This is a genomic window from Streptomyces sp. NPDC058964 (assembly GCF_042741275.1).
Lineage (GTDB): Bacteria > Actinomycetota > Actinomycetes > Streptomycetales > Streptomycetaceae > Streptomyces.
In genome coordinates this window covers 1-26,181 of the sequence record NZ_JBHYKH010000065.1, presented here as the reverse complement: position 1 = coordinate 26,181, position 26,181 = coordinate 1, and the positions used below count along the sequence as shown (strand labels likewise).

The window sequence follows — 26,181 nt, the reverse complement described above, 5'->3', positions numbered from 1 at the left end:
CGGGGTTGGTGCGCGTCCCGGTCAGGCGCCCTGCAGGGCGTAGAAGTCGACGCCGAGCTGGCGGAACATCCCCGCCATGTCCAGCTGGTCCCAGTGCTCGGCCAGCAGCCCGTCCGCCACCCGCCAGATGTCGATGGACTGGAAGGACAGTGTGCGGCCGGTGGCCTCGACGCCGAAGAAGGTGCCCAGGTGGGTGCCCGAGTACTCGAACCGGCCGGCGATCCGGTCGCCCTCGACGATGACGTCGTGCGCGACGACATGGACGTCCGGGAACGCGTCGAAGATCTGCTGGAAGAAGGCCGCGTTGGCCTCGATGCCGTCGGCGACGACCGGGTTGTGGTCGATGTGCCCGGGTGCCGTGTGCTGGCTCATCGTGCTCACGTCATGACTGTTGATCATGTCGACGAAGGCCTGGACGAGTGCGCGGTGGTTGTCTGCCATGGTGTGTGTGCCTCTCTCGGGCTCGCCTCACGGAATTCCTGCCGGACTCCTGCCGGAACTCCTGCCGGAACAGCACCGAGCATCCGCACTCCCTCTCGAGCCGCCCTGGAGAGTCCCTGTGGGCGCGGTCCGTCCCCAACTCCCGCTCAAGTGCCCGCTCCTAGCCTCGAGGCCATGAAGGCTCTCGTACTCTCCGGCGGGGCCGGAACCCGCCTGCGCCCCCTCACCCACACATCGGCCAAGCAACTGGTGCCCGTGGCCAACAAACCCGTGCTCTTCTACGGTCTGGAGGCGATCGCGGACGCCGGTGTCACGGAGGTCGGGATCGTCGTCGGGGACACGGCCGACGAGATCAGGGAGGCCGTCGGCGACGGCTCCAAGTTCGGCCTGTCGGTCACCTACATCCCCCAGGACGCTCCGCTGGGCCTCGCCCACGCCGTGCTGATCGCCCGGGAGTTCCTCGGCGACGACGACTTCGTGATGTACCTCGGTGACAACTTCATCGTGGGCGGCATCTCCGGGCTGGCCGACGCCTTCCGCGCGGACCGGCCCGACGCCCAGATCCTGCTGACCCGGGTCTCCGACCCCCGGCAGTTCGGGGTGGCCGAACTCGGGGCCGACGGACGCGTGCTCAACCTGGAGGAGAAGCCCAAGACGCCGAAGAGCGACCTCGCGCTGGTCGGCGTCTATCTCTTCACCCCGGCCGTGCACGAGGCCGTACGGGCCATCGAGCCGTCCTGGCGCGGCGAACTGGAGATCACCCACGCGCTGCAGTGGCTGATCGACGCAGGCCGCGACGTCCGCTCGACGACGATCTCCGGGTACTGGAAGGACACCGGGAACGTCACCGACATGCTGGAGGTCAACCGGACGGTGCTGGAGCGTGCGGAGCCGCGCCTGGACGGCAGCGTCGACGAGGCCAGCGAGATCATCGGGCGGGTGCAGATCGACGAGACCGCCACGGTCACCGCGTCGCGCATCGTCGGCCCCGCGGTGATCGGCCCGGGCACGGTGGTCTCCTCTTCTTACATCGGCCCGTTCACCTCGATCGCCGGCGACTGCGAAATCACCGACAGCGAGATCGAGTTCTCGATCGTCCTCGACCACTCCTCGGTGCGCGGCGCCCGCCGTGTGGAGGCGTCGATCATCGGACGCAACGTGGAGGTGACGCCCGCTCCGCGGGTGCCCGCCGCGCACCGGCTCATCCTCGGCGACCACAGCAAGGTGCAGATATCATCATGACCACCACACGCATCCTCGTCACCGGCGGCGCGGGCTTCATCGGCTCCCACTACGTCCGTACGGTGCTCGGGCCCGACGGGCCGGGCGACGTCTCCGTCACCGTGCTCGACAAGCTGACCTACGCGGGCAACCCGGCCAACCTCGACCCGGTCCGCGAGCACCCCGGCTTCCGTTTCGTCCAGGGCGACATCTGCGACCGCGACCTGGTCGCCGAGCTCGTCGCCGGGCACGACCAGATCGTGCACTTCGCGGCGGAGTCCCATGTGGACCGCTCCATCCAGGGGGCGGCCGAGTTCGTCATCACCAACGTGCTGGGCACCCAGACCCTGCTGGACGCGGCCCTGCGCCGCCCCGGCGGCCCGGCCCGCTTCCTCCACGTATCCACGGACGAGGTGTACGGCTCACTGGCGGAGGGCTCCTGGCCGGAGACGGACCCCCTCAAGCCCAACTCCCCCTACGCCGCGTCCAAGGCCTCCTCGGACCTGCTGGCGCTGTCGTACCACCGCACGTTCGGCCTGGACGTCCGGGTGACCCGCTGCTCCAACAACTACGGCCACCACCACTTCCCGGAGAAGGTCATCCCGCTGTTCGTCACCAACCTCCTCGACGGCCTGCGCGTGCCGCTGTACGGGCAAGGCCTGAACGTCCGGGACTGGCTGCACATCGACGACCACGTCCAGGGCCTGGAACTGGTCCGCACCGGCGGCCGCCCCGGCGAGGTCTACAACATCGGCGGCGGCACGGAACTGAGCAACAAGGAACTCACCCAGCTCCTCCTGGACCTGGCCGGCGCCACCTGGGACAGCGTCGAGCACGTCCCCGACCGCCTGGGCCACGACCTGCGCTACTCGGTGGACTGCACCAAGATCTCCACGGAGCTGGGCTACCGCCCGCGCAAGGACTTCACCCAGGGCCTGGCCGAGACGTTCGCGTGGTACCGCGAGAACCGGGCGTGGTGGGAACCGCTGAAGGAGCGGGCGGCGCTGTGAACTGACCGAACGGCTCAGGCGCTGTCATACGCCTGCGCCTGCGGCGGCCCTACCGGAACAGAGCGGTGGGGCCGTCGGAGTTCGGGGGCGCATGGTGTCGCCGGAAGCATCCTCCTGCCTGTACCAGCCGGTGGCTCGGCAACGACGCTCGGGCACGTCCAGGAAGCCCTCCAAGCTGGACAGCCAGTCATACCTGAAACCCCACCGGGACACACCCGACGGGGCCTCAGGCGTCAATTTCCGAGGCCCCGCCCACCGTCAACGGCATCGTCGGGGCTTGCCGTCGTCGGTGCGGGCGATCAGGTTCCCGGCGTCGTCGTAGTGGTAGCCGCTGCGGTGCTTCGGTGACGCTACAGGGCCGGTGGTGAGGGTGCCGAGTTCCGGTGTGGTCGTGCCGGAGACCGGCTTGCCGTCGATGCCGACGGCGTGGTCGTAACTGTAGGTGCGGGTGGTGTCGTCACTGGTCACAGGGTGCGCCCGGTGATGTGCTCAGCCCAGATACGGGTGCTCGCGCTGTTCCAGGAAGTGCTGGAGCCTGAGCCGTTGGGTGTGGTGCATCGGCACTTGTTCGATTTCTGCCGGTGGCACGAAGCGGAGCTCGGTCGACTCGTCCGAGATCTCGAGGTGGCCGCCGGTGACGCGGGCGGTGAAGCAGACGTTGAACTGGCGGCGGACCTCGCCGTCCGTGTAGGCGATGACGTGCTTCGGGTCGGTGTAGGTGCCGACCAGGCCGGTGATCTCGACGTCGAGGCCGGTCTCCTCCTTGACCTCGCGGACGGCCGCGCCCGGCAGGGAGTCGGTCAGCTCCATGCCGCCGCCGGGCAGCGCCCACAGGTCGTTGTCGCGGCGGCGCTGCAGGAGGATGCGCCCGTGGTCGTCGGTGACGACGGCGGAGGCGGCGACGACCATGCTGTTCGGCTCGGGTGCGCCCGGGTCGTCGTAGTACTCGGTGCGGGCCACGGTCTGTCTTCCTCTGTCCTTCCCCTGCGGCGAAAGGGGGGCATTTCACCCATCTGGTTGGCCCGACGTGCCGATCGGTTTGCCCGTTCACCGTCTAGATTCCATCGAGGAACGCGGGGTCGCGGTCGTCGACGGACCTCCGGCACCCGTAGAGGCTTGCCGAGCCTGCCTGAGAGGAACAGCATGTCGCACAGCCGCGGCAGGACCCGGTGGAAGCGTTTCGCCCTCGTCATGATGCCGAGCACGGTGGCCGCCGCGGCCCTGGCCATCGGCATCGCGCAAGGTGCCCTGGCCGCGTCGTTCTTCATCTCCGGCGACCGCTTCCAGATCGCCGCGGACTCACTGACCGCTCGGGGGCTGAGCATCTACGGCATGGTGGACGTGACCAGAGAGGGCCGCCTGGTGCCGGTCGTGGTCACAGGTACCAGGCACGCCACGATCCGGGGCCTGTGCCAGTCCGTCACGGTCGAGGTCCCGGTCCTGGGCCCGTACACCCTCCGGCTCACCGGTGGTGACCGGGGCGAGCGGGCCGAGGCGCGGGACCTCTTCGTCGACGCCACGCTGCTGGCGGCCACCGAGGCCTCCCTGAAAGACCTCGACATCGGCGTCGCGGCGGGCTCGGTGACCAAGGGCCCGATCGACCCGGGCGACCGTAACTCGCGGCTCTTCGACCCCAACGGCATCGCCCAGCAGGCCGTGTCGGCCACCCTGACCGACGTCCGGTACACCGCGGTCGCCGCCTCGGCCGCCACCTTCAACATCCCGGACCTCCGGCTGGACCTCGATCAGGGCCGCAACGACTGCTTCTGACTCCCGGCACCACCGCCGGGTGCCCGGCCGTACCCCATTGAACAGGGACCACCTTGGAAGCCGTACGTGATGAACGAGTCTTCTGACCCCCGCCCGCGACTGCGCGACAGGATCGCCGGGGCACGCCGCGGATTCTGGGTCTGGCGCGGCGAACGTCCTTTCTGGGCAGGCCTGTTCACGCTCGCGGCGGGCCTGCCCATCATCTACTTCCCCTACGTCCGCCTCACCCCGGCAGGCATCCCCCTGGCGCTGTCGACCACGGCCGGTGCCTCGTCGCTGGTCATCGGAATTCTGCTGATCGTCCTGGGTATCTCGCTCTGGTTCCATCACCAGGCCCGCCTCTTCGCCGGAGTGGCGGGCATGCTGCTGGCGCTCGCCTCCTTCCCCCTCGCCAACTTCGGGGGCCTGTTCATCGGTCTGTTCCTGGGCCTGGTCGGCGGCAGCCTGGCCTGCGCCTGGGCTCCGCCGGACGCCGACGATGCGCAGCCGGCCGCGCCGCTCCCCAAGCAGGCGGCGCACGGGCGAGGCACGCGTGAGAGGTGACCACCGGAGCGAGAAGGCGCCGGAGCTCCGCGGGGCAACGCGGCCACGGCTCCCGGTCGCCGGGGCACTGGCGCTGACGGCGCTTCCGGTGACGCTGCTCGGCGCCGCCCCGGCGGCCTGGCCCGCCCGGCTCGCGGCCGAGGTCACCCGGGTGTACGACGCGGCACGGCCCGGTGCCCCGCCCGACGTGCCGCCGGCCCGGCCGGCGAACGGCTCATCGGTGGTGCGCGCCGGCAGGCTCGTCCTCCACGACAGCGCCTTTCACGGCGTGGTGACCGTGCGGACACCGTCCGGGCCCGAGCGTGCCCTGAAGTTCACCGCGCGGTTCCTGGACCTCGGCGACCTGCGGCTGACGACGGGATCCGGCGCGGACATCCACCTGGAAACCGGGCCTGCCACCACGTCGACCGTCAGGGGCGACGGCACGGTGACGCTGTACATCACGAGGCTGACCGGCACCTTGACCAGCCTGGGCGGCGCCCCGCTGCCGGCGGACCGCAGTGTCACTCTCACGCCCGACGCCCTTCCCCCGTGGGTCCGGCCCGCGGCCGCACGTCCGCGCACCATCGCGTTCAGGAACGTGAGGGTCTCCCAGATGGGCCAATTCGGAGGCAGTCTGGCTGTCAGGGGCGCGGTGTTCCGGGTCGGCTGACCGGACACGGCCGTGGGCGCCGCGGCCGCCCGCGCGCGCCCCGCCCGGCGGGCGGGGGGGGGCCCTCGGGCGCCGCCCCGCGGCGCGCCGGGCGGGCGGCGCGCCCCGCCCCGGGCGGCGCCCCGGGGCGCCGGGGGGGGCCAGGGGGGGGCGGGCCGGGGGACTGAAGGGCGCGCCCCGGGCGCGGGCGGCGGCGGGGGGTGCCGGACCCGTCCGCGCGGGCTCGGTGGACGATCGCGCTCGGTGGGCGATCGCGCTCGGCGGGCGTCGCGCTCGGCGGGCGTCGGGCTCGCTGGACGATCGGACTCGGTGGACGTCGGGCTCAGTGGACGATGGCGAGGCTGAAGGGGACCAGGCCGTGCCGGGTGACGAAGGGACCGAGCATCAGGACCACCCACTCCTGGGCACGGGCGTTGTAGAGGCCGCCCAGGTCCAGGATCCACTCGTCCTTCCAGCCGAGATCGCGGAGGAGACCGACGAGGGTCTCCTTGGCCCCGGCGTCGTCGCCGGAGACGCAGGCGGTGGCCGGGACGGGCAGGACCGACGGGTTGATCATCACCCGGCTGTCCATCGTGTTGAGGGACTTCACCACCCGCGTCCGAGGCAGCGCCTTCTGCAGTTCCTCCGCGAGGCTGGACTCCGGGTAGACGGGCGCGGCGGGGAATCCCTCGGGGCTGCGCACATGGGCGTTGGAGACGTCCACGAGGATGCGGCCGCGCAGCTGCGGCTCCAAGGGGCGCAGGATGTCGACCGAGAGCTCCCCGGGGGTGGTGTTGAAGACGACGTCGGCCGGCTCCACGGCCGACGCGTGTGTCGTCAGCCGTACGCCCGCCTCCCTCAGTTCCCCGCTCGGGGCACGCTCGGGACGGCTGGTGCCGATCAGCACCGTGTGGCCGGCGCGGGCGAGGCCCAGGGCCAGGCTGGTGCCGACGGTTCCCGAGCCGAGCACGGCGATGTCGGTCATGACAGCACCGGAGTCCCGTACGACGCCTTCGCCTGCTCGTACGTCGGCAGCAGACCGGCGGCGACCGCCTCGGACAGGGTCGGTGCGGCCGCGTCCTTCGGCGAGCGGATGAACGGCTCGGAGGTGTCCCAGGGAATGCCGATCGCGGGGTCCAGGGCCTGGATGTCGACCATCGTGCCGTGCACGTACTCCTCGGAGCACAGGTAGTTCATGCAGGTGTCGTCGGTCAGCGCGAGGAAGGCGTGGCCGAGGCCGTCGGCGAGGTAGACGCCGATGCCCGAACCGGCCTCCTGCAGCGTGGTGTCGAACATGCCGAACGTGGGCGAGCCGACCCGCAGGTCGACCACCACGTCCAGGGCGGCCCCGCGCACACAGGTCACCAGCTTCGCCTGGCCCGGCGGCAGTGTCGTGCCGTGGATGCCACGCAGCGTGTTCCGCTTGGAGATGGAGTAGTTGACCTGCCGGACGGCGAACGTCTGGCCGCTGGCCGCGCTCAGCTCGCTCAGCCGCCACGCCTCGAAGAAGTGGCCGCGGTTGTCCGGGATGTGCGACGGCGTGATCCTGAAGGCGTCTTTGACCTTCATCTCTTCGATTGCCATGCTCCGCTTCCTCGGTTTCCTCGGTTCGTCTCTCGGCGGGTTCGGTCGGCGTGCGGTGGAACGCCCGGGCGCGGCGCCGGCCCCCCGCGGGCGGGGGCGGCTGGCCCGGGGCCTGTGCCCCGCGTCCGGGAGCCGGCGCCGCGCCGCGGGGGTCAGCGGGACGGGGCGGGTGCGGTCTTGCCGTCCGCGGCGGCCGGGGATCCGGCCACCGGCGCGGACTGGGTCGCGTCCTGCTTGCTGCGGCCCGGCACGATCAGCATGGAGAGGGTGCCCAGACCCACCGCGGCGGCGCCCACCCACATCGCCGGGACCAGGCCGTCGACGAAGTTCTGCGGGGAGGCGAAGCCGCCGTTGGCGCTGAAGATGGAGGCCAGCAGGGCGACTCCGAGCGCCGCGCCGACCTCGCGGGTGGCGGCCGTGACGCCGGAGGCGATGCCCTGCTCGTGCTCGGCGACCGAGCCCATGGTGAGGTTCATCAGCGGGGCGTAGAACATGGCCATGCCCGCGCCGCAGATCATCAGGGCCGGCAACTGCTTGACGTAGGAGACGTCCGGGTCCATGACGAACGCCCAGTAGGCCATGCCGGCCGTCATCATGGCGAGGCCGAGGGCGACCACGGGCTTGCCGCCGATGCGGTCGGAGACCATGCCGGCGATCGGCGCGACCACCATCGGCATCGCGGTCCAGGCGAGCAGCCGGACGCCTGCCTGCATCGCGGTGTAGCCCTGGATGAGCTGGAAGAACTGGGTCATCAGGAAGATGGCGCCGAACATGCCGACCGACATCAGCACACCGGCCAGGTTGATACCGGTGAACGCGCGGCCGCGGAACAGCCGCATGGGGACCATGGGCTTGTCGGTGCGGTTCTCCCACAGCACGAACAGCGCCATCACGGCGGCGCCGCCGATCAGCCCGGTGAGCACCATCGGCGAGGTCCAGCCGTCCCCGTGACCCTTGATCAGGCCGAGCACGATGCCGAACAGGCCGATGCCGGACAGTACGGTGCCGACGGAGTCGAGGCGGGAGTCTGCGATGCTGCTCTCGCCGAGCTTGCGGAAGGACAGCGGGGCCAGGACCAGGCCGATGGGCACGTTGAGCCAGAAGATCCACTGCCAGGACAGGTGCTCGACGACGACACCGCCGACGAGCGGGCCGGCGTCGATCGACAGACCGTTGATGGCGCCCCAGATGCCCAGGGCCGAGCCGCGCTTCTCGGGCGGGACGGCGACGGTCAGCAGGGTGACGGACAGCGGCATGACGATGGCCGCGCCCGCGCCCTGGACGGCGCGGGCCGCGATGAGCGCGCCGACCCCCGGAGCCAGTGCCGCCGCCGCGGAGGCACCCGTGAACAGCAGCAGCCCGAGGCAGAAGACCTTGCGCCGTCCGAACCGGTCACCGAGCGCGGCACCGAACATCATCAGGACCGCGAAGGACAGCGTGTAGGCGTTGACCGTCCATTCCAGGTCCGCGAGGCTGCCGCCGAGCTTCTCCCGGATGGTGGGCAGCGCCGTGATGATCACTAGGTTGTCCAGGCCCGCCATGAAGGAGGCGAGGCCGGTGGTGAGGATGGCCCAGAAGACCATCCCCTTCGTTCCTCCGCCCGTAGATGGGGGGTTGACGGTGCTCATTCGAGCATCCTTTCTGGAGGCGGTCAGTGCGAGATGCTCGTCGCGGAGACATTTCCGACGTACGACAGCGCGGACCGGGCACACGGCCGGCCGGCGCGGACGACGCTACGGACGGACACTCGACTCCTCCTTGAGCCTCGGTCGGCGACCGCTCGACCCCCTGGTGGTGCGCAGCGGGGCCCCGGGCCGTGGACGGCCGGGGCCCCGCGGTGTCGCGGCCCTGGATCAGGCGAGCTGGCGCTTGAAGGTGTCGATGTCGAAGTAGAGGGTTTCGTCGATCAGCACGTCACCGTCGAAGTGGAAGATGACCAGGATCGGGGCGTCGATGGACTTGCCGCGGTTGGGTATGTCCCGCCAGTCGGCCTCCTGCTTGCCGCGGGCCCAGGCCTCGAGGATGATCGCGGTGGGGGTGTGGTGCAGGTGGAGCACGTCGTGCTCCAGGTTCGGGAAGGCCTTCTGCATGTCGTCGAAGTAGCCCTTGCGGATGGCCTCGGGGCCGACGAAGGATTCCTCCTCGAAGGCCTGGATGCGGTAGACGGGACCGCGCGGGAACGTGGCGAAGACGCCGTCGATGTCCCACTGGGTCTCGGCGATCGTGTGGGCGATGACCACCGCCTCGCGCCGGGCGCGCAGGTCGGCGTCGGGGGCGGGGAGATCCGCGCCCGGGAGAGTGAATCCGTTGTCGCTGGCCATGTTCCCGTTCCTCCACGCGTCGCGGTGAATCCGTCGGGGCCGACGCTAGGACGCACTCCTAGTCCGGCCCTCGCACGGAACTCGAAAACCGGCCGAGTAACCCGGATCAGGCCGTCTGCGGCTGCCCGGTGCGCTGCTGGGGCGGGCGGTAGGTGGGGCGGTAGCCCATGGCCACGGACAACGGCGCCAGCGCGGTGCACAGCGCCATGTCGACCAGGAACGGACGGCCGGTGACGACGCGGTACTCGTCGCGGAAGCCGAGGGCGAGCAGCGGCATCTGCAGCCTGGGGGTGCCGTCGGGCTTGAGCCGTCCCTCGTTGGTCAGTCCCCACAGGGTCTCGAAGACCGTCTCCGTCTTGTAGGCGGGCGTGGTGCGCCAGGTGATCCGGGCCCGCTCCGGGCCGGGGTTCCAGATGGAGTGCACGGCACCCGGCGGGATGTAGAACTCGTCGCCGGGTCCGTACTCGTGCAGGGTGCCGTTGAGCAGCAGGTGCAGATGCCCGCTCTCGACCTGCATCCGTTCGGTCTGCCTGGGGTGGTAGTGCTGGGGCGGCTTGATGCTGGCCGGGGAGTACTCCACGGCCACCTCGACGTAGGCGCCGTCCGTCTCGGCGGCCGTGGTCAGGAAGGTGAGCCGGTCCTCGCCGAGCCTCAGGACGTCTCCGGGGCTTGCCATGGGGGTGTCTCCCTGTCGGGTGGGGGGTCAGGTGGTCTGTGCCCGGGCGGTGCTGGTGGCGCGTCGCCGGCCGGGCAGGCCGACGACGGCGTTGATGAGGTTGAGCACCGCGACTCCGGCCGCGATCCAGAAGCCCAGGTGCAGTCCGTCGAGCCAGGCGACGGCCGGGGCGGTGCCGCTGGTGAGTTCCGAGGTGGTGCGGGTCAGGGCGCTGGTGGCGACGGTGGCGACGCCCAGCGAGGCGCCGACCTGGAACGCGGCGACGAGCACGCCGGAGGCGATGCCCTGCTGCTCCTGCGGTACGTCGGACACGCCGGCGACGTTGACCGGGATGGTGCAGCACTGCATGGCCGCGCCGAGGATCAGCAGCGCGGGCAGCACCTGGGTGACGTAGTCGCCGTCGTGCGGGGCCTGGGTGAGCAGGAACAGGCCGGCGACGGAGCCGACGGCGCCCGCGATGTAGACGGGGCGGGGGCCGAACTTGTGCATCACGCGGGTGGCCGGGGCGGTGATCACGATGGCGATGACGCCGAGCGGCAGGAAGGCGAAGCCCGACTTCAGGGTGGACCAGCCGAGGGTGCGCTGCAGGTAGTAGCTGCTCAGGAACAGTACGGCCGCCTGGACACCGCTGGTCAGGATGCGGCCGATGGAGGACGCGACGAGCGAGCGCGTGGCGAAGAGCCGCATCGGCATCAGCGGGTCGGCGACGCGCAGTTCGACGAGGACGAACGTGGTCAGCAGCACCAGCGAGGCGACGAACGGCGTCACCACGTAGAGTCCCGAACGCCAGCCGTGGTCCTGGATGTCGACGATGGCGTAGACGAGCGCGGCCAGGCCGCCGGTGACGGTGACCGCGCCGATCAGGTCGGGGCTGGAGCCGGGCGTGAGCTCCTCGCGGCGGCTGCCGAGCAGCAGCACTCCGGCCACCGCGACGACGCCGAAGGGGATGTTGATGTAGAAGATCCAGCGCCAGTCGAGGCTGTCGGTGATCACGCCGCCGAGTACGACGCCGAGGGTGCCGCCGAGTCCGGCGAGCGCCGCCCAGACGGCAAGGGCGGTGGTGCGCTCGCGGCCCTTCGGGAAGGACGTGGTGACCAGGGACATGGCCGCGGGCGACAGGAAGGCCGCGCCGCAGCCCTGCAGGGCGCGGGCGGCGATCAGCACGGTGGTGCCGTCGGCCAGTCCGCACGCCAGGGAGGCGGCCGTGAACAGGACGGCGCCGACCAGGAAGGTGCGCCGCCTGCCCCAGCGGTCGGCGGTGCGCCCGCCGAGCAGCATCAGGCCGCCGAAGCAGAGGATGTAGCCCGTGAGGACCCACTCGGTGGCGGTGGCGCTCGCCTTCAGGTCGGACTGGATGGCGGGCAGGGCGAGGTTCACCACGGTGGTGTCGAGGAGCACCATGAACTGGGCTGTCGCGACGAAGACGAGCAGGGTCCAGCGCCGTGGGTCGGGCGGGGTGTGGTCCTCGGCCTCGACCACGGCGGTGTCGACCGGCTCGTCGGCGGGTGACGCGTGGTGTTCGGTGCCCATGGCTCCCTCTCGTGTGTCCATGGCTCCCCCTTCTGTGGGTCCTGCCTGCCGGACGCGCCCCCGGCGGGGTGCGCGTCCGGCGGCCCGGCGCGCGGCGTCAGACGGCGGCGGGTACGGCGACGTAGCTGAGCGCGTTGTAGATGGTCCGGTCCGGGTCGGTGATGGCGCGACGGCCGTGCATGACCCGGGTGTTGTCGATGACGGCGACGTCTCCGTGCTGCCAGTCGAGGTTCTCCGTCAGGGCGGCGGTCACGGCCTCGACCTCGGCGAGCAGCTCCGGGGAGAACTCGGTGCCGTCCGCGAAGGTGATCTTCGGCTTCTCGTAGTTGAACGACGGGCCGAGGATGCTGTTGGCGAAGGACAGGCGCTTGCCGAAGACGGTGCTGTCGGCCGCCGGGGTGGTGTACGAGTAACGGATGCCGCCGTCGGCCTCGGGCACGATCTCGGTGCCGTTCAGCGTGCTGGTCAGGGCGAGCAGTTCGGAGATCTGGATCTCCTCGGCGGGCTTGGTGCGGCCGAGCAGGTGGTGGGCCATGCCGCGCCACTGGGGCTCGGAGACGTACCGGCTGTAGACGATGTCCTGTGCGCCGAAGGCCTCGCGCGCGGCCGGGGACAGAGCGTCCCAGACCCGGTATCCGTCGCAGACGGTGGTCTGGGAGCCGGCGGAGGCGGCCTTCTCGCAGAAGAACCAGGCCAGGTGGGAGCGGAAGGGGCTGTTGCCGTTCTCGGTGTGCAGGCCCACCTCGTCGAAGCCGGCGTCGACCTTCTGCGCGACGTCGGAGTAGAAGTCGCGGGCGGGGTCGAGGGTGGTGGAGGTGGAGGTGTTCTGCACCAGCGCGGTGAACGACGTCATGTCGGTGTCGAAACCGCGCAGCAGCAGGAAGCCGGCCTCCTTGAGCAGTTCGAGCAGCTTCGTGGAGTCGATGCCGTCCAGGGCGGTGCCCTCGGCGGGTTCCACCAGCAGGCCGCTGCCGGTGCCGTAGGACGTGGTCTTCACAACGGTGCTCATGCGTTCTCCTTGATACGTGTGTCCGCGGCGGCCGCACCGGGGGCGCCGCCGAGCACATGGGCGCGGATGACGTCCCGGCGCGGGCGGCCGGTGACGGTGAAGCAGCGGGCGTAGTCGGGGTCGTCCTCGGACATCAGGCGGATCACCGCGGCGCGCTCGATGTCGGACAGCCGCTCCTTGCCGAAGTCCTCGATGCGGCGGCGGGCGGTGTCGTGGTCGAGTCCCGCCTCGACGACGAACAGGCCGTGCACCGCCTCGAGTCCGTCGGCGACGACCGCCGCCTCGCGGACGAAGCCCAGTTCGCGGTAGCGGGCCTCGACCCACTCCGGCGAGACGTTGCGCCCGCCGGCGGTGATCACCAGGCTCTTCTTGCGGCCGGTGATGCGCAGATAGCCGTCGTCGTCGATCCGGGCGAGGTCGCCGGTGTGCAGCCAGCCGTGCTCGTCGACCACGACGCTGGAGGGGTCCTCGCGGGTGTAGCCGGCGAACAGCGAGGTGCTGCGGATGAGGAGTTCGCCGTCCTCGGCCAGCTCCACCTCGACGTGGTCCAGGGGGCGGCCGACGGTGCCGAAGCGGACCTCGCCGGGAAAGTTCCAGGAGACGACCGAGGAGTTCTCGCTCAGCCCGTAGCCCTCGTGGACGGTGAGGCCGTAGTCGTGCAGGCGTTGGAGGATCTCGGCGGGCACCGGGGCGCCGCCGCAGGCGACGAAGACCGGTCCCTCGTGGCCGAAGATCCGCAGGTGCCGCTCGGTCACGTTCTCCTCGGGCCGCTGGTCGCACAGGGCGAGGAAGAGCCCGGCCACGGTGGGCGGGATGACCAGGGCGGTGGGCCGGGCCCTGCGCAGCAGTTCGAGCATGCGGGGCGCGGCGTCGGCGGCGGTGCCGACCAGCGCGGTGCCGGGCGGCATGAAGGTGACCGAACCGCCCGCGAGGAAGGGCATGTAGAGCCCGGCGACCTGCTCGATGAGCAGGCTCAGCGGGACGATCGACAGATAGCGCTCGAACAGGGCGGTGCCGGTCCGGGCGCGCAGGGAGGTGAGCAGGGCGTCCATGCCGTGCCGGCGGATCCGTACGCCCTTGGGCGCGGAGGTGGTGCCGGAGGTGTGGATGACCTTGACCACCGCGTCCTCGGCGGGCACCGGCCACTCGGGTGCGGTGGCGGGGGCGGCGGCCCGCAGGGCGGGCAGGTCGACCTCGGTCACCGGGCAGCCCTCGGGCAGCACGCCGGCCTCGCGGTCCTTGGACCAGCGTTCGAGGGCGCGGGCGCCGCCGGCGTCCACCAGGCAGAGGTCGGCCGTCTCGAAGAGTGAGGCGGCCTGCTCGGCGGCGAACGCGGTGGGCACCGGGATCTCGACGGCGGAGGCGAACAGCAGGGCGAGGTCGGCGGCCACCCAGTCGGGGGAGTTCTCGGCGAGCAGCCCGACGCGGGCGGGGCGGCCGTTGTCCTGCTCCCACCGGCGCAGCCGGTCGGCCAGGACGAGGGCCGCGCCGATGAGGTCGCGGTAGCTCCAGTCGGTGGCGGGGCCGCCGTCGGCGGACAGCACGCGCACCATGACGTCGTCGCTGTCCGCCCGCGCGAGCAGTCCGGCGGTCAGGCTCACGGTCTCGGTGTCACGCGGCACGGGTCAGCACCTTCTGCTCGGGGCGGTTGCTGACGAACCGCATGTCGACCGATTCGAAGCAGTAGCGGCCGATCGCGGCGAGCAGCAGGGTGCTCTGCGCGGCCGCCTCGGCCCAGCCGACCACCGGCCGGGTGTCGTAGTAGGAGCCCCACTGGGCCGCCTCCTCGGGTGTGAGGCGGTCGCGGGAGGCGTCGACGAGCGGGTGGAAGACCACGCCGAGGCGCTGCATCAGCATGGCCAGCCGGCCGGTCATAGTCATCACCGCGTACGGGCGGCCGAGGCAGGCCATGACCAGGGGCAGGGCCTTGATGATCTCGCCGCCGGCGCTGGCGCGGACGGAGGCTATGTTGCCGATCTGCAGGATCTGCTCGCGCGCCACCGGAGAGCCGAGTTCATCGGCGATGATCTTCTCGACGGGGGCGTCGAGGTAGCGCTCCAGCAGGATGCCGTCCTGCTCGGGGAAGGACAGTCCCGCGCAGGCCAGGGCGGATTCCGAGTCGTCCTCTGCGGTCTCGAAGTAGGCGAGGAAGGCGTCCGGGTTGGGTCGGATGCGGGCGTCGTACTGGGCGGCGAACACGTCCTGGACGAGGTCGGCGGCGACCTGGTAGTCCGGGGTGTCGCGCTGGGACAGCGTGATTCGCATGGGTGCACCCCCTCTTACGGGGTCGGGTGGGACAAGTAGTCGGATGTGGGGTCGGTACCTGCGGTCGGGGCGGTCACCGGCCGAGGACGGCGGGGCGCGGTGCGCTCACCGGCCGTGCCCGTACGGCGAGTTCGGCGGCCTTCAGACCGCTGTTGATGGAGGTCTCGGCGAGGATGCCCGGGGCGGCTACGCTGTCGCCGATCAGGTACACGCCGTCGCCGCGGTCGATGGCGGGCCGGTCCCGCCAGGTGTGTCCGGGGTAGTCGACGGCTCCGGTGCGGCCGCGGGAGACGCCCTCGCGGCGCCACAGCATGCGGTCGCGCCAGCCGGGGGTGGTCAGGTCGAACAGTCCCTCCAGCCGCTCGATGGCCTGGGCCTTGTTCTCGCCGGGCCGCAGCGGCATCGCGCCCTGGAAGAGCGCCTCGCCCTCGGGGGCGAGGGAGGGGTCGTGGTCGGAGTACTGGGAGGTGAAGCCGCCCTCGTCCATGTCGAAGGAGACGTTGCCGTCCTTCTTGGAGTGGGTGACGGCCATGTCCACCAGGGCGGAGGTGCCGCTGGGCCAGTCGAGCGTGCTGTCGCCGAGCAGGCCGCGGGCGGCGGCCAGCGAGGTCGCCACGATCACCGGGCCCTCGTCGGTGGGCAGTTCGGTGATGCGGGAGTTGGTCTCGATGACGACGCCGTGCCGGCGGGCGACCCGCGCCATGCGCTCGATGACCGTGCCCCAGCCGCCGATGAAGTACCGGCTGGGCAGCGGGAACTTGGGGGTGCCCACGCGCAGCAGCCGTTCCCAGATGAACGCGGCCGACAGGGTGCCCGGGTCGCCGTGGAAGACGATGGGGCCGAGGAAGCCGAGGGCCTCGTCGACGGTCTGCTGCGGGAAGATCTTCGAGGCCCAGTCCTGGAAGGACTGGTCGACGGGGACCGGCCGGTCCCGGTTGAGCAGGGTCATGCGCATGTAGCCGGGCGGCAGCGTCATCCGCAGCCGGCCCTGGTGGCGGAAGCGCATCCGGGTCCACTCGTGGAAGGACAGGCGCACATAGTGGCCGGCCACACCGCGCGAGATGAGCCACTGCCAGGCCTCGCCGTTGTTCATGATGGTGTGCGGACCGTCGTTGGTGATGTACGGCCCCTCGGCCGAGCGGGCGCGGCCGCCGAGGTGGGAGTGCGCCTCGTGGACGGTGACCCGGGCGCCCTGCTCGGCGGCGGCGATGGCCGCTGTCAGGCCGGCCATCCCGCCGCCGATGATCGTTATGTTCACCATGGTTGCTCCTCAGTCACCTTCGCTTCCGCGGCCCGCGTCAGCGGTTGAGCGTGGCCATGGAGTTGGCGGGGTAGCGGTCCCCGACGGTGCTGCCGTACGGGGCGATCTCGTCGAGTGCCGCGAGGTCGTCCGCGGTCAGGCGGACGTCCGAGGCGGCGACGTTCTCCTCGAGGTAGGCGACGCGCTTGGTGCCCGGAATGGCGATGACCTCGTCGCCCTGGGCGAGGACCCAGGCGAGGGCGAGCTGTCCGGTGGTGACGCCCTTGTCCGCGGCCAGGGCGTCGAGGCGCTCGACCACGGTGAGGTTGGCCGCGAGGTTCTCCTCCTGGAAGCGGGGGACGATGCGGCGGAAGTCGTGGGCGGCCAGCGTGTCGAGGCTGCGGATGCGCCCGGTCAGCAGGCCGCGCCCGAGGGGGCTGTAGGCGACGAAGCCGATGCCCAGCTCGCGGACCGTCTCCAGGACGCCGTTGACCTCGACGTCGCGCGTGGACAGCGAGTACTCGGTCTGTACGGCGCTGAGCGGATGGACGGCGTGGGCCCGGCGGATGGTGGCCGCGGAGGCCTCGGAGATGCCGATGTGGCGCACCTTGCCCGCGGCCACCAGTTCGGCGAGGGCGCCGATGCTCTCCTCGATGGGCACCTCGGGGTCGACCCGGTGCAGGTAGTACAGGTCGAGCCGGTCGGTGCCCAGGCGGCGCAGGGTGCCTTCGACGGTGGCCCGGATGTAGTCGGGGCGGCCGTTGATCTGTCCGGTGATGGTGCCTTCGGGGGAGACCTCGTTGCCTACCTTGGAGGAGACGACGACGTCGTCGCGCCGGCCGGCGATGACCCGGCCGACGAACTCCTCGTTGGAGTGCGGGCCGTAGAAGTCGGCGGTGTCCAGCAGGGTCACGCCGAGTTCGAGTGCCCGGTGGGCGGTGCGCAGGGCCTCGGCGTCGTCGGCCGGGCCGTAGGCGAAGGTCATGCCCATGCATCCGAGCCCCTGCTCGGAGACCACGAGCCCCTGGCTGCCGAGCTTACGTTGCCGCATGAATCGGTTCCTTCCTGAGCCGTGCGGGCCTCGGAGGGCTAGAGGTTCGGGTCGTACTCCCCCGGGCACTTTGCATTGATAGAAATACTAGCATTGACAGATTACGGGAAGCCAGCGGTGCCGGCCGTCAATGCCGTTGCGGAACAACTGGATTGACGGGCTGTCAGCGGGTGACGAGCTCGCTGGTGACGGAGGACCAGCGGTGGCCCTGCTCCGCGGCGTCGCCACCGGCGAGCGCGGCCCACGGGTCGCTGCCGAAGACCTCGGCGGCCGCCTCGCGCAGCCAGACGTCGAACCCGTCCGAGGAGTCGCGCAGCTTGCGCCCCGAGAGCGCCGGGTCGCGGGACTCCACCTGGAGCACCACCACGTCCTGGCCGCCCACGTTCTGCACGGCGAAGGACTCCTGGACGATGCCCACCCGCCGCCGGGAGGCCTCGTAGGCCAGCCGGCGCGGACCGGCGAGCTCCGCCTGGACCTCGGCCCAGCGGTCGCCCTTGCCGGGCAGCAGCGGCACCAGCACCGAGCCGGGCCTCGCACTCCTGCGGGCCTCGGCCCGCGCGCCGCCACGCGCCGAGGGGGCGAGTCGGCGCATGCCGAGCACCTCCAGCATGTTGCCCTCGACGCCGATGCCCCAGCGCTCCGCGATCAGCCCGTTGTCCAGCAGGCGCCACACCACGACGCCCTTGAACTCGATGTACTGACCGGTGGGCGCCATGCCCAGGAACTCGCCCTTGTGGGTGCCGCGCCAGGTGTTGTGGATGACCACGTAGTTGGCGTGGGCGCTCATGTCCTCGATGGTCACGTGCAGGTCGGGGAAGCCCTCCCGCAGACCGGCGATGGTGTACTTGACGCCGTCCAGGTCCTCGGTGGCGCCCGGCAGCGGCTGGTGGTCGATCATGTCGGGGCTGTAGATCTTGTCGACGATGGAGAAGTCGCCCTGGTTGACGAACACGTCGAAGACCGAGCGAATGGTCTTCTTGTTGCGCTCCTCCACGCTCTCACCGGTGTGCACCGTCTGCTGTGTCGACACGTTCCGTCCTTAAGGGTCGCAGTTGTACGGGATGTGACGGACCGTCACTTACCGGGATACGGCGCTTCCCAGGTGAGGGTGAGCCCCGCGTAGAGGTAGCGGCTGGCCTCGATGGCGAGCAGCAGCACCTTGTGGCCGGGCCGGATACGGCCCTCGGTCCAGCCGGCGTCCAGCGCCAGCGGCACCGCCGCGGAGCCGGTGGCGCCCACGTCGGTCAGGTTCTCCACGATGTTCTTGGAGAGGATGGCCTGGTCCTCCTCGGACAGCCCGGCCGTGCCGTACTCGCTGGCGAAGTACTCGGCGTTGCCCTCGGGCAGCACGCACGCGTCGATGTCCGACAGGGCGAGCCCGGAGCGCTCCAGCATGTCGTGGATGCCCCGCACGAAGACCCGGGGGCCGAACGTGGCGGTGCCGGGGATGTCCAGCTTGATGTCCATCAGCCGCTTGCGGCGCTGCTGCTCGGCCAGCGGGACGTCGGTGCCGCCGCCGACGATGAGCATGCCGGGCTTGCGCCTGCCGCCCATGGAGGCGGTGGCGAAGACCTGCTCGCTGCCCTCGTGCGCGGAGCCCTCCTCCCCGGCGCGCAGCACCACGGCACCGGCGCCGTCGCCGAACGTGTAGACGGTGAGCCGGTCCCGCATCCGCACGCGGTGCGGATCCAGGCCCAGGAAGACGGGGGCGAGCAGCGGGGAGACGGCCTCCACACCGATCACCAGCGCCGTCCTGTAGGTGCCGTCGGCAAGCTGGCGGCGCGCGATGTCGAGGGCCTGGACGGCGCCGACGCAGCCGGCCCGGACCTCGATCACCGCGACGCTCTCCAGGCCCAGCTGCTCCTGGACGTAGGTGCCGGCGACCGGCAGCAGATAGTCGGGGCTGGCGGTGGACACCACGATCAGGTCGATCTCGTCGGCCTCGACCCCGGCCCGCTCCAGGGCCTGGCGGGCCGCCGCGGTGGCCATCTGCGAGGTGCTGATGCGGTGTTCACCGGTGTCCGGGTCCACCATCCAGTGCCGGCGCTGCACCTGGATGCCCTCCAGGACGTCGTCGGGCAGCGGCCCGGTCACCCGGGCCAGGGCGTCGTTGTCGAGCGGCTCGCCCGGCAGGTACGCGCCGGTCGCGAGGATCGACACATGGCGGTCGGTGCTGGAGGACATGTCACTTCTCCGTAGCGGGACGCAGGACGAGGCTGATGTGGGTGCCGCCGAGCGAGGAGCTGTTGATGAGCACGGGCCCTTCGTCGACACCGTGCTCCCAGCCGGTGACCGCGAGCAGGGCGGCCAGCTGGGCGCCCGCGCCGACGGGTTCGCCGACGATCCGCTTGGGGGCGTGCACGGCGGCCCGGGTGGAGAGCCGGTCGGTGGCCAGCGCCTCGGGGGCGTCGGCCCGCTTCAGGCCGGCCGCGTTGGCCCAGATACCGGTCAGTTCCCCGGCGCCGATTCCCGCCTGGTCGAGGGCCTGGCGCATGGCACGCTCCACCCCCCCGCCCTGCGGGTCCCAGCGGCCGACGCCCTGGGCGTCGGAGGCCGTGCCGTGCCCGGCGAACTCCGCCAGGATCCGCGCACCGCGCGCCCGCGCGGTGGACTCGCGCTCCAGAACGAGGGTGATGCCCGCCTCGGCGAGGGTGTAGTCGGTGTCGCCGAACAGCGGCAGTCTGCGGTAGGCGTCCAGCACCCCCGGCGAGAGGTCCTCGACGGCGGGTACCAGCACGGCTTCCGCCCGGCGCTGCAGCAGCAGGTCGTGGGCGACGGTCAGCGCGGAGGCGCCGGCCGCGTGCCCGGTGGTGACCGTCGACGTCGGGCCCTTGGCGCCGACGTTCATGGCGACCTGGCCGGCGGCGGCGTTGAAGACGGTGTTCGGGAAGATCGCCGGGCTGCCGTGGTCGGGGCAGCCGGCCAGCACCGGCAGCAGGAACTCCTCGATGCTGCGCATCGGGCCGAGGCCGGTGCCCAGGACCACGCCGACCCGCTCGTCGGCGGTGAGACCGGCGTGCTCCAGCGCGCCGCGCGAGGTGGCGACGGCGAGCTGGCCGAGCCGGTCCATGCGGCGCCGCTCGCGCGGCGGGATCGCCTTCGGGTCGAACTCGGCGCGGGCGACCCGCAGTCCGTCCTCCTCGGCGCCGAGCACCCGCCCGTCGCGCCAGGCCTGCCACAACGCCTCGGCGCCCTCACCGGCCGGGGTGACCGCCGCGAACCCGGTGATCACGACCTTGTCGTCGGCGGTGTCGGCCCGCTCCTCCGCGGCGGCGCGCTCCCGGCCGGGCCGGCCGAAGGCGACGCACGCGTTGGCGCCGGCGAAGGCGAAGTTGTTCGACAGTGCCGTGTCGATGGCCATCGGGCGCGCGGTGGGCACCGCGTCCAGGCCGCACTTGGGATCGACCTCGGTGAAGTTGGCGGTGGGCGGGGCGATCTGCTCGACCAGCGCCTGCACGGTGACGATGGCCTCCACCGCGCCGGCCGCCCCGAGCAGGTGCCCGATCATGGACTTGGAGCTGCTGAGCGCGGTGTTCCCGGCGGCCTCGCCGAGCGCCGCGCGCACCGCGTTGCTCTCGGCCGAGTCGTTCTTGGGCGTGCCGGTGCCGTGGCCGTTGATGTAGGCGATGTCGTCCGGGTCGATGCCGGCCGACTCCAGCGCCGCGCGGATGGCACGGGCCGCTCCCTCGCCCTTGGGGTGCGGGGCGGTGGCGTGGTAGCCGTCGGCGGACAGTCCGTAGCCGAGGACCTCGGCGAGGATGGGGGCGCCCGCGGCGCGGGCGACCGACTCCTCGGCCAGGACCAGGATGCCCGCGCCCTCGCCGAGCGAGAGGCCGTCGCGGTCCCTGGAGTAGGGCGCGGCGGGCTTGGTGGACAGCGACTGCAGGCTGGTGAAACCGGCGAACGCCGTCTCCGTGAACGCGTCGCTGCCGCCCACGAGCATGGCGTCGACGCGTCCCGCGCTGATCGACTCGCTGGCGTGGGCGATGGCGTGCGCACCGGAGGCGCAGGCGGTGTTCACCGACAGCGAGGGGCCCTTGAGCCCGAAGGCGCTGCTCACCGCCTCGGCGATGGCCTGCGGGGGGACCAGCAGGTTGTGCCGGCCGTCGTCCTCCGGGGAGGCGCCCTCGTCACCGCGCCGGGCCAGTTTCTCGGCGCTGCGCAAACCGCCCATGCAGGAACCGAGGGCGACGCCCCAGCGCTCGGCGGGCACGTCCGTCAGGCCCGCCTGGCGCAGTGCCTCCTCCGCCGCCAGCAGGGCGAAGTCCACGGCCGGTTCGCGTTCGCGGCCGCCGAAGGAGGCCAGGTAGTCGTAGTCGGGACGGCGTTCGGTACGGACCTCGCCGCCGATCTCGGTGGCGTAGCCCTCCATGGGCAGTCCGCGTACCGGGGTGATGGCCGCCGTACCCGACCGTATGCCCTTCCACAGTGCCGTGACGTCGTCTCCGTGGGCGGTCACCGCGCCCACACCGCAGACCACGACCCGCCGGGACCGAGCGCCGCGATCCGGCGAGGTGTTGCCGTGCCCGCCGTGACTCATGTCCGCGCTCCTTTCTGGTGTGTCCTCGGGTATGTCCGTCATGAGGTCCGCTCCATCGCGATGGCCACCGCCTGCCCCTCCAGGCCACGGGCGACGGCCAGTGCCTTGGCGGGCCCGGTCTCGCGCGGGGTGAGCGGGACGTAGTCCAGGTCGCACTCAGGGGCGGGATTGCGGAGGTTCTGGGTGGCGGGGACGACCCCGGAGTCCAGGGTCAGCGCGGCCACGGCCGCGTTCAGCGCCCCGGCGCCGCCGACCAGGTGCCCGGTCTGCGGCTTGACGCTGCTGATCTGCGCCGCCTTGGCGGCGGTACCGAGCGCGTCGTGCAGCGCGATGGTCTCGCTGGCGTCGCCCTGGCGGGTGGCGCAGCCGTGCGCGGCGATGTAGCTGCCGTCGGGGAAGGAGCCGCCCGCGTCGCTGAGCGCGCGGCTGATCGCCCGGGACAGACCGCGGGCGCGGGCCTGCGGGCTGGGCGGGCGGACGCAGTCGTTGCCGGAGCCGAAGCCGGTGACCTCGGCGTAGCAGCGGGCGCCGCGGGCCAGGGCGTGTTCGCGCTCCTCGAGGATGAGGAAGGCCGCGCCCTCGCCGAAGACGGAACCGCTGCGGTCGCGGTCGAACGGGCGGAAAGCCTCCTTGCCCAGCTCCGTGCGGGTGCTGAGCACGCCGAGCCCGTCCATCTTGGACATCGCCCACCAGCCGGTGGCGTCGTCGTACCCGCCCGCCACGACCACGTCGGCCTCGCCCCGGCGCACGGTGCGCATCGCGCGGCCGACCGCCATCGCGCCAGAGTCGGCGGTGCCCGCGAAGTAGGCGTTGGCGCCGCGGATGCCGAACTTCTCGGAGATGTGGAATCCGGCCGCGGGCTGCAGGCCCTCGACGAAGAACAGCGGGGCGATCACCGAGGAGGCGGTCCGGCCCAGCTTGTGCAGGTCGGGGGTGCCGTCCGGGGAACGCACGGACTGCAGCTGGGAGATCAGCTCGTCCATACGGGGCATTTCCTTGTTGCTGCCGAGGAACAGACCCGTGCGGTGGCCGAGGTCGCCGGCGTCCTCCAGGCCCGCGTCGCGCAGCGCCAGGACGGCGGCGGCCAGCGCCAGCTGGTCGCCCCGGCACAGCATGCGCAGGGTGCGCCGGGTCGCCCACCGGGTCGGGTCGAAGTCGTGGATCTCGGCGCCGATCCGGGTCTGCAGCGGCGCCGGATCGTAGGACCGAAGCGGGCCGATGCCGCTGCGGCCCTCGAGCAGGTTCTCCCAAGTCGGTGCGGCGCCCTGTCCGATCGCGGTCATCAGGCCGATGCCGGTCACCATCACGCGTCGCCTGTCGTGGCTCATGCTGTGCCCTCCCAGGGCTCGTCGGCGCTCACCAGGGTCAGGGTGCGAGCGGTGGCGACCACCCGGTCCCCGACCCGGGCGGTGGCCCGTACCTCGGTCGTCCGCCGGGTGCCTCCCGTCACCTCGGCGGTGATGTGCACCTGGTCCCCGGGGCCGACGAAGTGCTTGAAGCGCACGCCCCGGACGGATGCCAGGCGCCGGGCCCGCTCGCCCCCGGCGGCGGCCTTCGCCAGGGCCGCCATGCTCTCCAGGAGCAGCACCCCGGGAAGGACGGGGAAGCGCGGGAAGTGGTGGTCGAAGCACGGGAGGGTGTTGGGGATGTTGCGCACGGCCACGGCCCGGCGGCCCGGTTCGAGTTCCACGATCCGGTCGAAGGCGGGGGCCACGGCGCCCGTGGCCGTCTGGGCCGTGCTCATGTGTCCTCCCGCGGCGCACCGATGACGATGCTGGTGTTGCTGCCGCCGAAGGCGAACGCGTTGATCAGGGCGGCGCCCACCGGCATCTTGCGTGCGGTGTTGGGCACGTAGTCGAGGTCGAGGCCGGGGGCGGTGCGCTCCAGGTTGACGGTGGGCGGCACCAGCGAATGGCGCATGGCGCCGATGGCGGCCAGCACGCCGAGGCCCTGGCTCGCCGAGGTCCGGGGCCCGCCCATCGACTTGGGGGCGCTGACCACCAGGTTCTGGACGTCGGGTCCGAACACCTTCTTGATGGCGACGGTCTCGGACTGGTCGTTGCCGTGGGTGCTGGTGCCGTGCGCGACGACGTAGTCGATGTCGCCGGTGCCGAGGCCGGCGTCGGTCAGGGCGCCCTCCATGGCCTGGATCGCGCCGGAGCCGTCGGGCGGCGAGTCGGTGATGCGATAGGCGTTGAGCGTGGAGCCGTAACCGAGGACCTCGGCGAGGATCTCCGCGCCGCGCTCGACGGCGGCCTCCCGTTCCTCCAGTACGACGGCGACGGCGCCCTCGCCGATCACGAAGCCGCTGCGGTCGGCGTCGAAGGGCCGCGAGGCGTGCTCCGGGTCGTCGTTGTGCTGGTCGGTCAGCGCACCCAGGAGGCTGAAGCCGAGCAGGTCGAGCCAGGTGGTCAGGGAGTCGTACCCACCGGCGACCATGACCTTGGCGTCGCCCTCCTGGATGGCCCGGAAGGCCTCGCCGATGGCGTGCCCGGAGCCGGAGCAGGCGGTGCTGATGCCCAGCATCGGGCCGGTGCCGCCGATCATCCGGGTCATGGCGGCGAGCGGCACGTTCTGGTCGTCGGTCAGCGTCACGGCCGGCGGGCGGCAGATGAACGCGTCCGGGTTGCCGGTGCTGGTGCGCAGGTGGCCGATGTCCAGCAGCACCTGCAGTTCGGGCCGGCCGACGCTGGCGCCCATGGCGACCCCGCGCTCGCCGGCGCCGTACACGTCCTCGGAGAGGGTGTCGAGCCCGGCCTTGCGCACCGCCTCCCAGGCGGCCGCGACACCGAACTGGCCGACGCGCGAGAGGTGTTTGCGCCCGATGTGCCTCGGGATGGCCTTCGCCGCGTCGAAGTCCTTGACCTGTGCGGCGATGCGCACCGGGAACCCTTCGGCGTCGAAGGTGGTCAGCCGGCCCACACCGTTGCGTCCGGTGGCCAGGCCCTCCCAGGTCGTCTCGGCGTCGTTGCCGAGCGGGGTGACCGCTCCCACCGCGGTGATCACTACGCGTTTCATCCCACCGGCCCTCCGCCCTGCAGCTGGTGCGCCATGCGCCTGGTGTTGTCAGGGTCGTCGAGCCGCTCGGCGTCGATGAGCGCGCACAGGATGCCGGTGGCCTCCAGGACGCTCTCGCCGTCGACCGTGACGGTGCCGTCCAGAATGGCGGCCTCGTCGGTCATCGACTCGATCGTGGCGTGCATCCGAAGCACCTCTCCGGGGGCCACGTCCCGGTGGGCGGTGGCCTCGCCGACCGCGAGCAGCGCCGCACGCAGCCGGTGATCGGTGCTGATCATGATCAGCCAGGTCGCCGCCTGGCACAGGGCCTCCAGAGCGAGGCCGAAGGGCAGCGCCGGTCCGTCCGGGGTGGCCTGCCAGTACGTCTCGTCGACCGAGGTCACCTTGCGCGCGGTGATGGTCTCGCGCGGGGTGAGCGTCTCGATCCTGTCGATCAGATGGAATCGCATCGTCGTCCCGTCTCCCGTCCCCGTGCCCTACGGACGGCCGATGCCGAGCTGGGCGGTGAAGCCGCCGTCGACGGTGAGCAGTTCGCCGGTGGTGTAGCCGGAGTCGGGTCCGGCGAGGAACACCGCGGCCGCCGCCACCTGCTCGACCGTGGCGAACCGGCGCAGCGGGATCTGCCGCTTGATGCTCTTGCCGCCGTCGCGCTGGAAGACCTCCTCGACCAGTTCGGTCGGCGTGAAGCCGGCCAGCACCGCGTTGACCCGGACCCCGAAGCGGGCGAGCTCGATCGCGGCGCAGCGGGTGAAGGAGTTCAGCGCGCCCTTGGAGGCCGAGTAGTTGGACTGGCCGATCCAGCCGCTCTCGCCCATGGCGGAGGAGATGTTGACGACGGACGCCTCGCCCTGCGCCATGAACTGGTCCATGACGGCGTGCGTGGTGTGGTAGGCGCCGCCGAAGTTGACCTTCATGACGTTCCACCAGGCGTCGGGTGCCGAGTCGTAGATCAGCCCGTCGTCGCTGATGCCGGCGTTGTTGACCAGGATGTTCAGCTGTCCCAGCCCGGCGGTGGCCTCCTCGACCAGGCGCTTGGCCTCCTGGGGGTCGGAGACGTCGGCTCCGACCGCGACGGCCCGGCCGCCGGCCGCTTCGATCTCCTTGACCACCGCCAGCGCCTCCTCCTGGCGCGAGCGGTAGTTCACTGCGACGGCCGCCCCCTGTTCGGCCAGGGCCAGGGCGATGGCCCGGCCGATGCCGCGGGAGGCGCCGGTGACCAAGGCGGTACGGTCCTTCAGCTTCATCTCTCTCTTCCCGTTTCTGCTACGAGGTGGGCGGCCCGGCTGCCGCCGGGACGGACCCGGGGCCGTGCGGGGAGGGGGCCGGGGCCC

General features: G+C 71.7%; 27 protein-coding genes. 5 read left to right on the top strand and 22 right to left on the bottom strand.

All coding sequences use genetic code 11. From position 1 onward, the window contains the following. Positions 1-21: 21 nt before the first annotated feature. Positions 22-441 (bottom strand): ester cyclase, encoded by a 420-nt coding sequence (locus ACFW2E_RS11550; protein ID WP_384464998.1) that lies wholly within the window; start codon positions 439-441, stop codon positions 22-24. 174 nt (positions 442-615) lie between these two features. Between ACFW2E_RS11550 and ACFW2E_RS11545 the strand changes: the two genes are divergently transcribed. Together ACFW2E_RS11545 and rfbB are read left to right on the top strand one after the other, a co-directional pair. After that, a complete protein-coding gene (locus tag ACFW2E_RS11545) occupies positions 616-1,683 on the top strand; it encodes a glucose-1-phosphate thymidylyltransferase (RefSeq protein ID WP_384464995.1) in 1,068 nt (355 codons plus the stop codon). Continuing rightward, positions 1,680-2,672, top strand: a complete 993-nt coding sequence (rfbB, locus tag ACFW2E_RS11540) for a dTDP-glucose 4,6-dehydratase (RefSeq protein ID WP_384464992.1) — start codon at positions 1,680-1,682, stop codon at positions 2,670-2,672. The genes ACFW2E_RS11545 and rfbB overlap by 4 nt, the downstream gene beginning before the upstream one ends. Before the next feature lie 258 nt (positions 2,673-2,930). On the opposite strand, the gene ACFW2E_RS11535 is transcribed toward rfbB, so the two are convergent. Together ACFW2E_RS11535 and ACFW2E_RS11530 are read right to left on the bottom strand one after the other, a co-directional pair. Further along, positions 2,931-3,140, bottom strand: coding sequence for a hypothetical protein (locus ACFW2E_RS11535; RefSeq protein ID WP_384464989.1), 210 nt, complete (start codon positions 3,138-3,140; stop codon positions 2,931-2,933). A gap of 21 nt (positions 3,141-3,161) precedes the next feature. Continuing rightward, entirely contained in the window at positions 3,162-3,632 is a 471-nt protein-coding gene (locus ACFW2E_RS11530; RefSeq protein WP_384464986.1) for an NUDIX domain-containing protein, read from the bottom strand. Positions 3,633-3,815: 183 nt separating this feature from the next. Between ACFW2E_RS11530 and ACFW2E_RS11525 the strand changes: the two genes are divergently transcribed. The 3 genes from ACFW2E_RS11525 (at position 3,816) to ACFW2E_RS11515 (ending at position 5,637) form a co-directional block, all read left to right on the top strand. Beyond that, positions 3,816-4,442 (top strand): DUF6230 family protein, encoded by a 627-nt coding sequence (locus ACFW2E_RS11525; protein ID WP_384464983.1) that lies wholly within the window; start codon positions 3,816-3,818, stop codon positions 4,440-4,442. A 69-nt stretch (positions 4,443-4,511) separates the two neighbouring features. After that, positions 4,512-4,985, top strand: coding sequence for a DUF6114 domain-containing protein (locus ACFW2E_RS11520; RefSeq protein WP_384464980.1), 474 nt, complete (start codon positions 4,512-4,514; stop codon positions 4,983-4,985). Continuing rightward, positions 4,975-5,637, top strand: a complete 663-nt coding sequence (locus tag ACFW2E_RS11515) for a hypothetical protein (RefSeq protein WP_384464977.1) — start codon at positions 4,975-4,977, stop codon at positions 5,635-5,637. The genes ACFW2E_RS11520 and ACFW2E_RS11515 overlap by 11 nt, the downstream gene beginning before the upstream one ends. A 322-nt stretch (positions 5,638-5,959) precedes the next feature. Here the strand turns inward: ACFW2E_RS11515 and ACFW2E_RS11510 are convergent, their stop codons facing one another. The 19 genes from ACFW2E_RS11510 to ACFW2E_RS11420 all read right to left on the bottom strand — a co-directional run bounded on the left by ACFW2E_RS11510 (position 5,960) and on the right by ACFW2E_RS11420 (position 26,094). After that, positions 5,960-6,601, bottom strand: a complete 642-nt coding sequence (locus ACFW2E_RS11510; protein WP_384464974.1) for an NADPH-dependent F420 reductase — start codon at positions 6,599-6,601, stop codon at positions 5,960-5,962. Further along, positions 6,598-7,200: a dTDP-4-dehydrorhamnose 3,5-epimerase family protein gene (locus ACFW2E_RS11505; RefSeq protein ID WP_384464971.1), complete on the bottom strand. Its 603-nt coding sequence runs from the start codon at positions 7,198-7,200 to the stop codon at positions 6,598-6,600. Before ACFW2E_RS11505 ends, ACFW2E_RS11510 begins: the two co-directional genes overlap by 4 nt. Before the next feature lie 152 nt (positions 7,201-7,352). Further along, a complete protein-coding gene (locus tag ACFW2E_RS11500; RefSeq protein WP_384464968.1) occupies positions 7,353-8,828 on the bottom strand; it encodes a DHA2 family efflux MFS transporter permease subunit in 1,476 nt (491 codons plus the stop codon). Between the two features lie 225 nt (positions 8,829-9,053). After that, the gene (locus ACFW2E_RS11495) at positions 9,054-9,521 is read right to left on the bottom strand and encodes an ester cyclase (protein WP_384464966.1); all 468 of its coding nucleotides are present in this window, start codon (positions 9,519-9,521) and stop codon (positions 9,054-9,056) included. A gap of 106 nt (positions 9,522-9,627) precedes the next feature. Beyond that, on the bottom strand, positions 9,628-10,197 hold the full coding sequence (locus ACFW2E_RS11490) for a cupin domain-containing protein (protein WP_384464963.1): 570 nt from the start codon (positions 10,195-10,197) through the stop codon (positions 9,628-9,630). Positions 10,198-10,224: 27 nt separating this feature from the next. Then, the gene (locus ACFW2E_RS11485; protein WP_384464960.1) at positions 10,225-11,748 is read right to left on the bottom strand and encodes an MFS transporter; all 1,524 of its coding nucleotides are present in this window, start codon (positions 11,746-11,748) and stop codon (positions 10,225-10,227) included. Positions 11,749-11,824: 76 nt separating this feature from the next. Beyond that, on the bottom strand, positions 11,825-12,736 hold the full coding sequence (locus ACFW2E_RS11480; RefSeq protein ID WP_384464957.1) for a TauD/TfdA family dioxygenase: 912 nt from the start codon (positions 12,734-12,736) through the stop codon (positions 11,825-11,827). Then, entirely contained in the window at positions 12,733-14,358 is a 1,626-nt protein-coding gene (locus ACFW2E_RS11475; RefSeq protein ID WP_384464954.1) for an AMP-binding protein, read from the bottom strand. The genes ACFW2E_RS11480 and ACFW2E_RS11475 overlap by 4 nt, the downstream gene beginning before the upstream one ends. Beyond that, a complete protein-coding gene (locus ACFW2E_RS11470) occupies positions 14,348-15,001 on the bottom strand; it encodes a thermostable hemolysin (protein ID WP_384464951.1) in 654 nt (217 codons plus the stop codon). The genes ACFW2E_RS11475 and ACFW2E_RS11470 overlap by 11 nt, the downstream gene beginning before the upstream one ends. Positions 15,002-15,074: 73 nt before the next feature. Further along, the gene (locus tag ACFW2E_RS11465; RefSeq protein ID WP_384464948.1) at positions 15,075-16,262 is read right to left on the bottom strand and encodes an FAD-dependent oxidoreductase; all 1,188 of its coding nucleotides are present in this window, start codon (positions 16,260-16,262) and stop codon (positions 15,075-15,077) included. A 37-nt stretch (positions 16,263-16,299) separates the two neighbouring features. After that, on the bottom strand, positions 16,300-17,292 hold the full coding sequence (locus ACFW2E_RS11460; protein WP_384464945.1) for an aldo/keto reductase: 993 nt from the start codon (positions 17,290-17,292) through the stop codon (positions 16,300-16,302). A 163-nt stretch (positions 17,293-17,455) separates the two neighbouring features. After that, positions 17,456-18,322 (bottom strand): ester cyclase, encoded by an 867-nt coding sequence (locus ACFW2E_RS11455; protein ID WP_384464942.1) that lies wholly within the window; start codon positions 18,320-18,322, stop codon positions 17,456-17,458. A gap of 44 nt (positions 18,323-18,366) precedes the next feature. Next, positions 18,367-19,476 carry a 3-oxoacyl-ACP synthase III family protein gene (locus ACFW2E_RS11450; protein WP_384464939.1) on the bottom strand — a complete coding sequence of 370 codons (1,110 nt, stop codon included), beginning with the start codon at positions 19,474-19,476 and terminating at the stop codon, positions 18,367-18,369. Between the two features lies 1 nt (position 19,477). After that, positions 19,478-21,874, bottom strand: coding sequence for a beta-ketoacyl synthase N-terminal-like domain-containing protein (locus tag ACFW2E_RS11445; protein WP_384464936.1), 2,397 nt, complete (start codon positions 21,872-21,874; stop codon positions 19,478-19,480). Next, entirely contained in the window at positions 21,871-23,160 is a 1,290-nt protein-coding gene (locus tag ACFW2E_RS11440) for a beta-ketoacyl-[acyl-carrier-protein] synthase family protein (RefSeq protein ID WP_384464933.1), read from the bottom strand. Before ACFW2E_RS11440 ends, ACFW2E_RS11445 begins: the two co-directional genes overlap by 4 nt. Then, positions 23,157-23,576, bottom strand: coding sequence for a 3-hydroxyacyl-ACP dehydratase FabZ family protein (locus ACFW2E_RS11435; RefSeq protein ID WP_384464930.1), 420 nt, complete (start codon positions 23,574-23,576; stop codon positions 23,157-23,159). The genes ACFW2E_RS11440 and ACFW2E_RS11435 overlap by 4 nt, the downstream gene beginning before the upstream one ends. After that, positions 23,573-24,850, bottom strand: coding sequence for a beta-ketoacyl-[acyl-carrier-protein] synthase family protein (locus tag ACFW2E_RS11430; protein ID WP_384464927.1), 1,278 nt, complete (start codon positions 24,848-24,850; stop codon positions 23,573-23,575). The genes ACFW2E_RS11435 and ACFW2E_RS11430 overlap by 4 nt, the downstream gene beginning before the upstream one ends. After that, complete coding sequence (locus ACFW2E_RS11425) at positions 24,847-25,299, bottom strand: 3-hydroxylacyl-ACP dehydratase (protein ID WP_384464924.1); 453 nt, start codon at positions 25,297-25,299, stop codon at positions 24,847-24,849. Before ACFW2E_RS11425 ends, ACFW2E_RS11430 begins: the two co-directional genes overlap by 4 nt. Before the next feature lie 27 nt (positions 25,300-25,326). Next, positions 25,327-26,094: an SDR family NAD(P)-dependent oxidoreductase gene (locus tag ACFW2E_RS11420; protein ID WP_384464921.1), complete on the bottom strand. Its 768-nt coding sequence runs from the start codon at positions 26,092-26,094 to the stop codon at positions 25,327-25,329. Between the last annotated feature and the right edge of the window lie 87 nt (positions 26,095-26,181).

Coding starts and splice junctions, on each gene's coding strand:
- ACFW2E_RS11550 (WP_384464998.1), bottom strand. CDS start 441: ATGGCAGACAACCACCGCGCACTCGTCCAGGCCTTCGTCGACATGATC.
- ACFW2E_RS11545 (WP_384464995.1), top strand. CDS start 616: ATGAAGGCTCTCGTACTCTCCGGCGGGGCCGGAACCCGCCTGCGCCCC.
- rfbB (WP_384464992.1), top strand. CDS start 1,680: ATGACCACCACACGCATCCTCGTCACCGGCGGCGCGGGCTTCATCGGC.
- ACFW2E_RS11525 (WP_384464983.1), top strand. CDS start 3,816: ATGTCGCACAGCCGCGGCAGGACCCGGTGGAAGCGTTTCGCCCTCGTC.
- ACFW2E_RS11520 (WP_384464980.1), top strand. CDS start 4,512: ATGAACGAGTCTTCTGACCCCCGCCCGCGACTGCGCGACAGGATCGCC.
- ACFW2E_RS11510 (WP_384464974.1), bottom strand. CDS start 6,601: ATGACCGACATCGCCGTGCTCGGCTCGGGAACCGTCGGCACCAGCCTG.
- ACFW2E_RS11505 (WP_384464971.1), bottom strand. CDS start 7,200: ATGGCAATCGAAGAGATGAAGGTCAAAGACGCCTTCAGGATCACGCCG.
- ACFW2E_RS11500 (WP_384464968.1), bottom strand. CDS start 8,828: ATGAGCACCGTCAACCCCCCATCTACGGGCGGAGGAACGAAGGGGATG.
- ACFW2E_RS11495 (WP_384464966.1), bottom strand. CDS start 9,521: ATGGCCAGCGACAACGGATTCACTCTCCCGGGCGCGGATCTCCCCGCC.
- ACFW2E_RS11490 (WP_384464963.1), bottom strand. CDS start 10,197: ATGGCAAGCCCCGGAGACGTCCTGAGGCTCGGCGAGGACCGGCTCACC.
- ACFW2E_RS11485 (WP_384464960.1), bottom strand. CDS start 11,748: ATGGACACACGAGAGGGAGCCATGGGCACCGAACACCACGCGTCACCC.
- ACFW2E_RS11480 (WP_384464957.1), bottom strand. CDS start 12,736: ATGAGCACCGTTGTGAAGACCACGTCCTACGGCACCGGCAGCGGCCTG.
- ACFW2E_RS11470 (WP_384464951.1), bottom strand. CDS start 15,001: ATGCGAATCACGCTGTCCCAGCGCGACACCCCGGACTACCAGGTCGCC.
- ACFW2E_RS11465 (WP_384464948.1), bottom strand. CDS start 16,262: ATGGTGAACATAACGATCATCGGCGGCGGGATGGCCGGCCTGACAGCG.
- ACFW2E_RS11460 (WP_384464945.1), bottom strand. CDS start 17,292: ATGCGGCAACGTAAGCTCGGCAGCCAGGGGCTCGTGGTCTCCGAGCAG.
- ACFW2E_RS11450 (WP_384464939.1), bottom strand. CDS start 19,476: ATGTCCTCCAGCACCGACCGCCATGTGTCGATCCTCGCGACCGGCGCG.
- ACFW2E_RS11445 (WP_384464936.1), bottom strand. CDS start 21,874: ATGACGGACATACCCGAGGACACACCAGAAAGGAGCGCGGACATGAGT.
- ACFW2E_RS11440 (WP_384464933.1), bottom strand. CDS start 23,160: ATGAGCCACGACAGGCGACGCGTGATGGTGACCGGCATCGGCCTGATG.
- ACFW2E_RS11435 (WP_384464930.1), bottom strand. CDS start 23,576: ATGAGCACGGCCCAGACGGCCACGGGCGCCGTGGCCCCCGCCTTCGAC.
- ACFW2E_RS11430 (WP_384464927.1), bottom strand. CDS start 24,850: ATGAAACGCGTAGTGATCACCGCGGTGGGAGCGGTCACCCCGCTCGGC.
- ACFW2E_RS11425 (WP_384464924.1), bottom strand. CDS start 25,299: ATGCGATTCCATCTGATCGACAGGATCGAGACGCTCACCCCGCGCGAG.
- ACFW2E_RS11420 (WP_384464921.1), bottom strand. CDS start 26,094: ATGAAGCTGAAGGACCGTACCGCCTTGGTCACCGGCGCCTCCCGCGGC.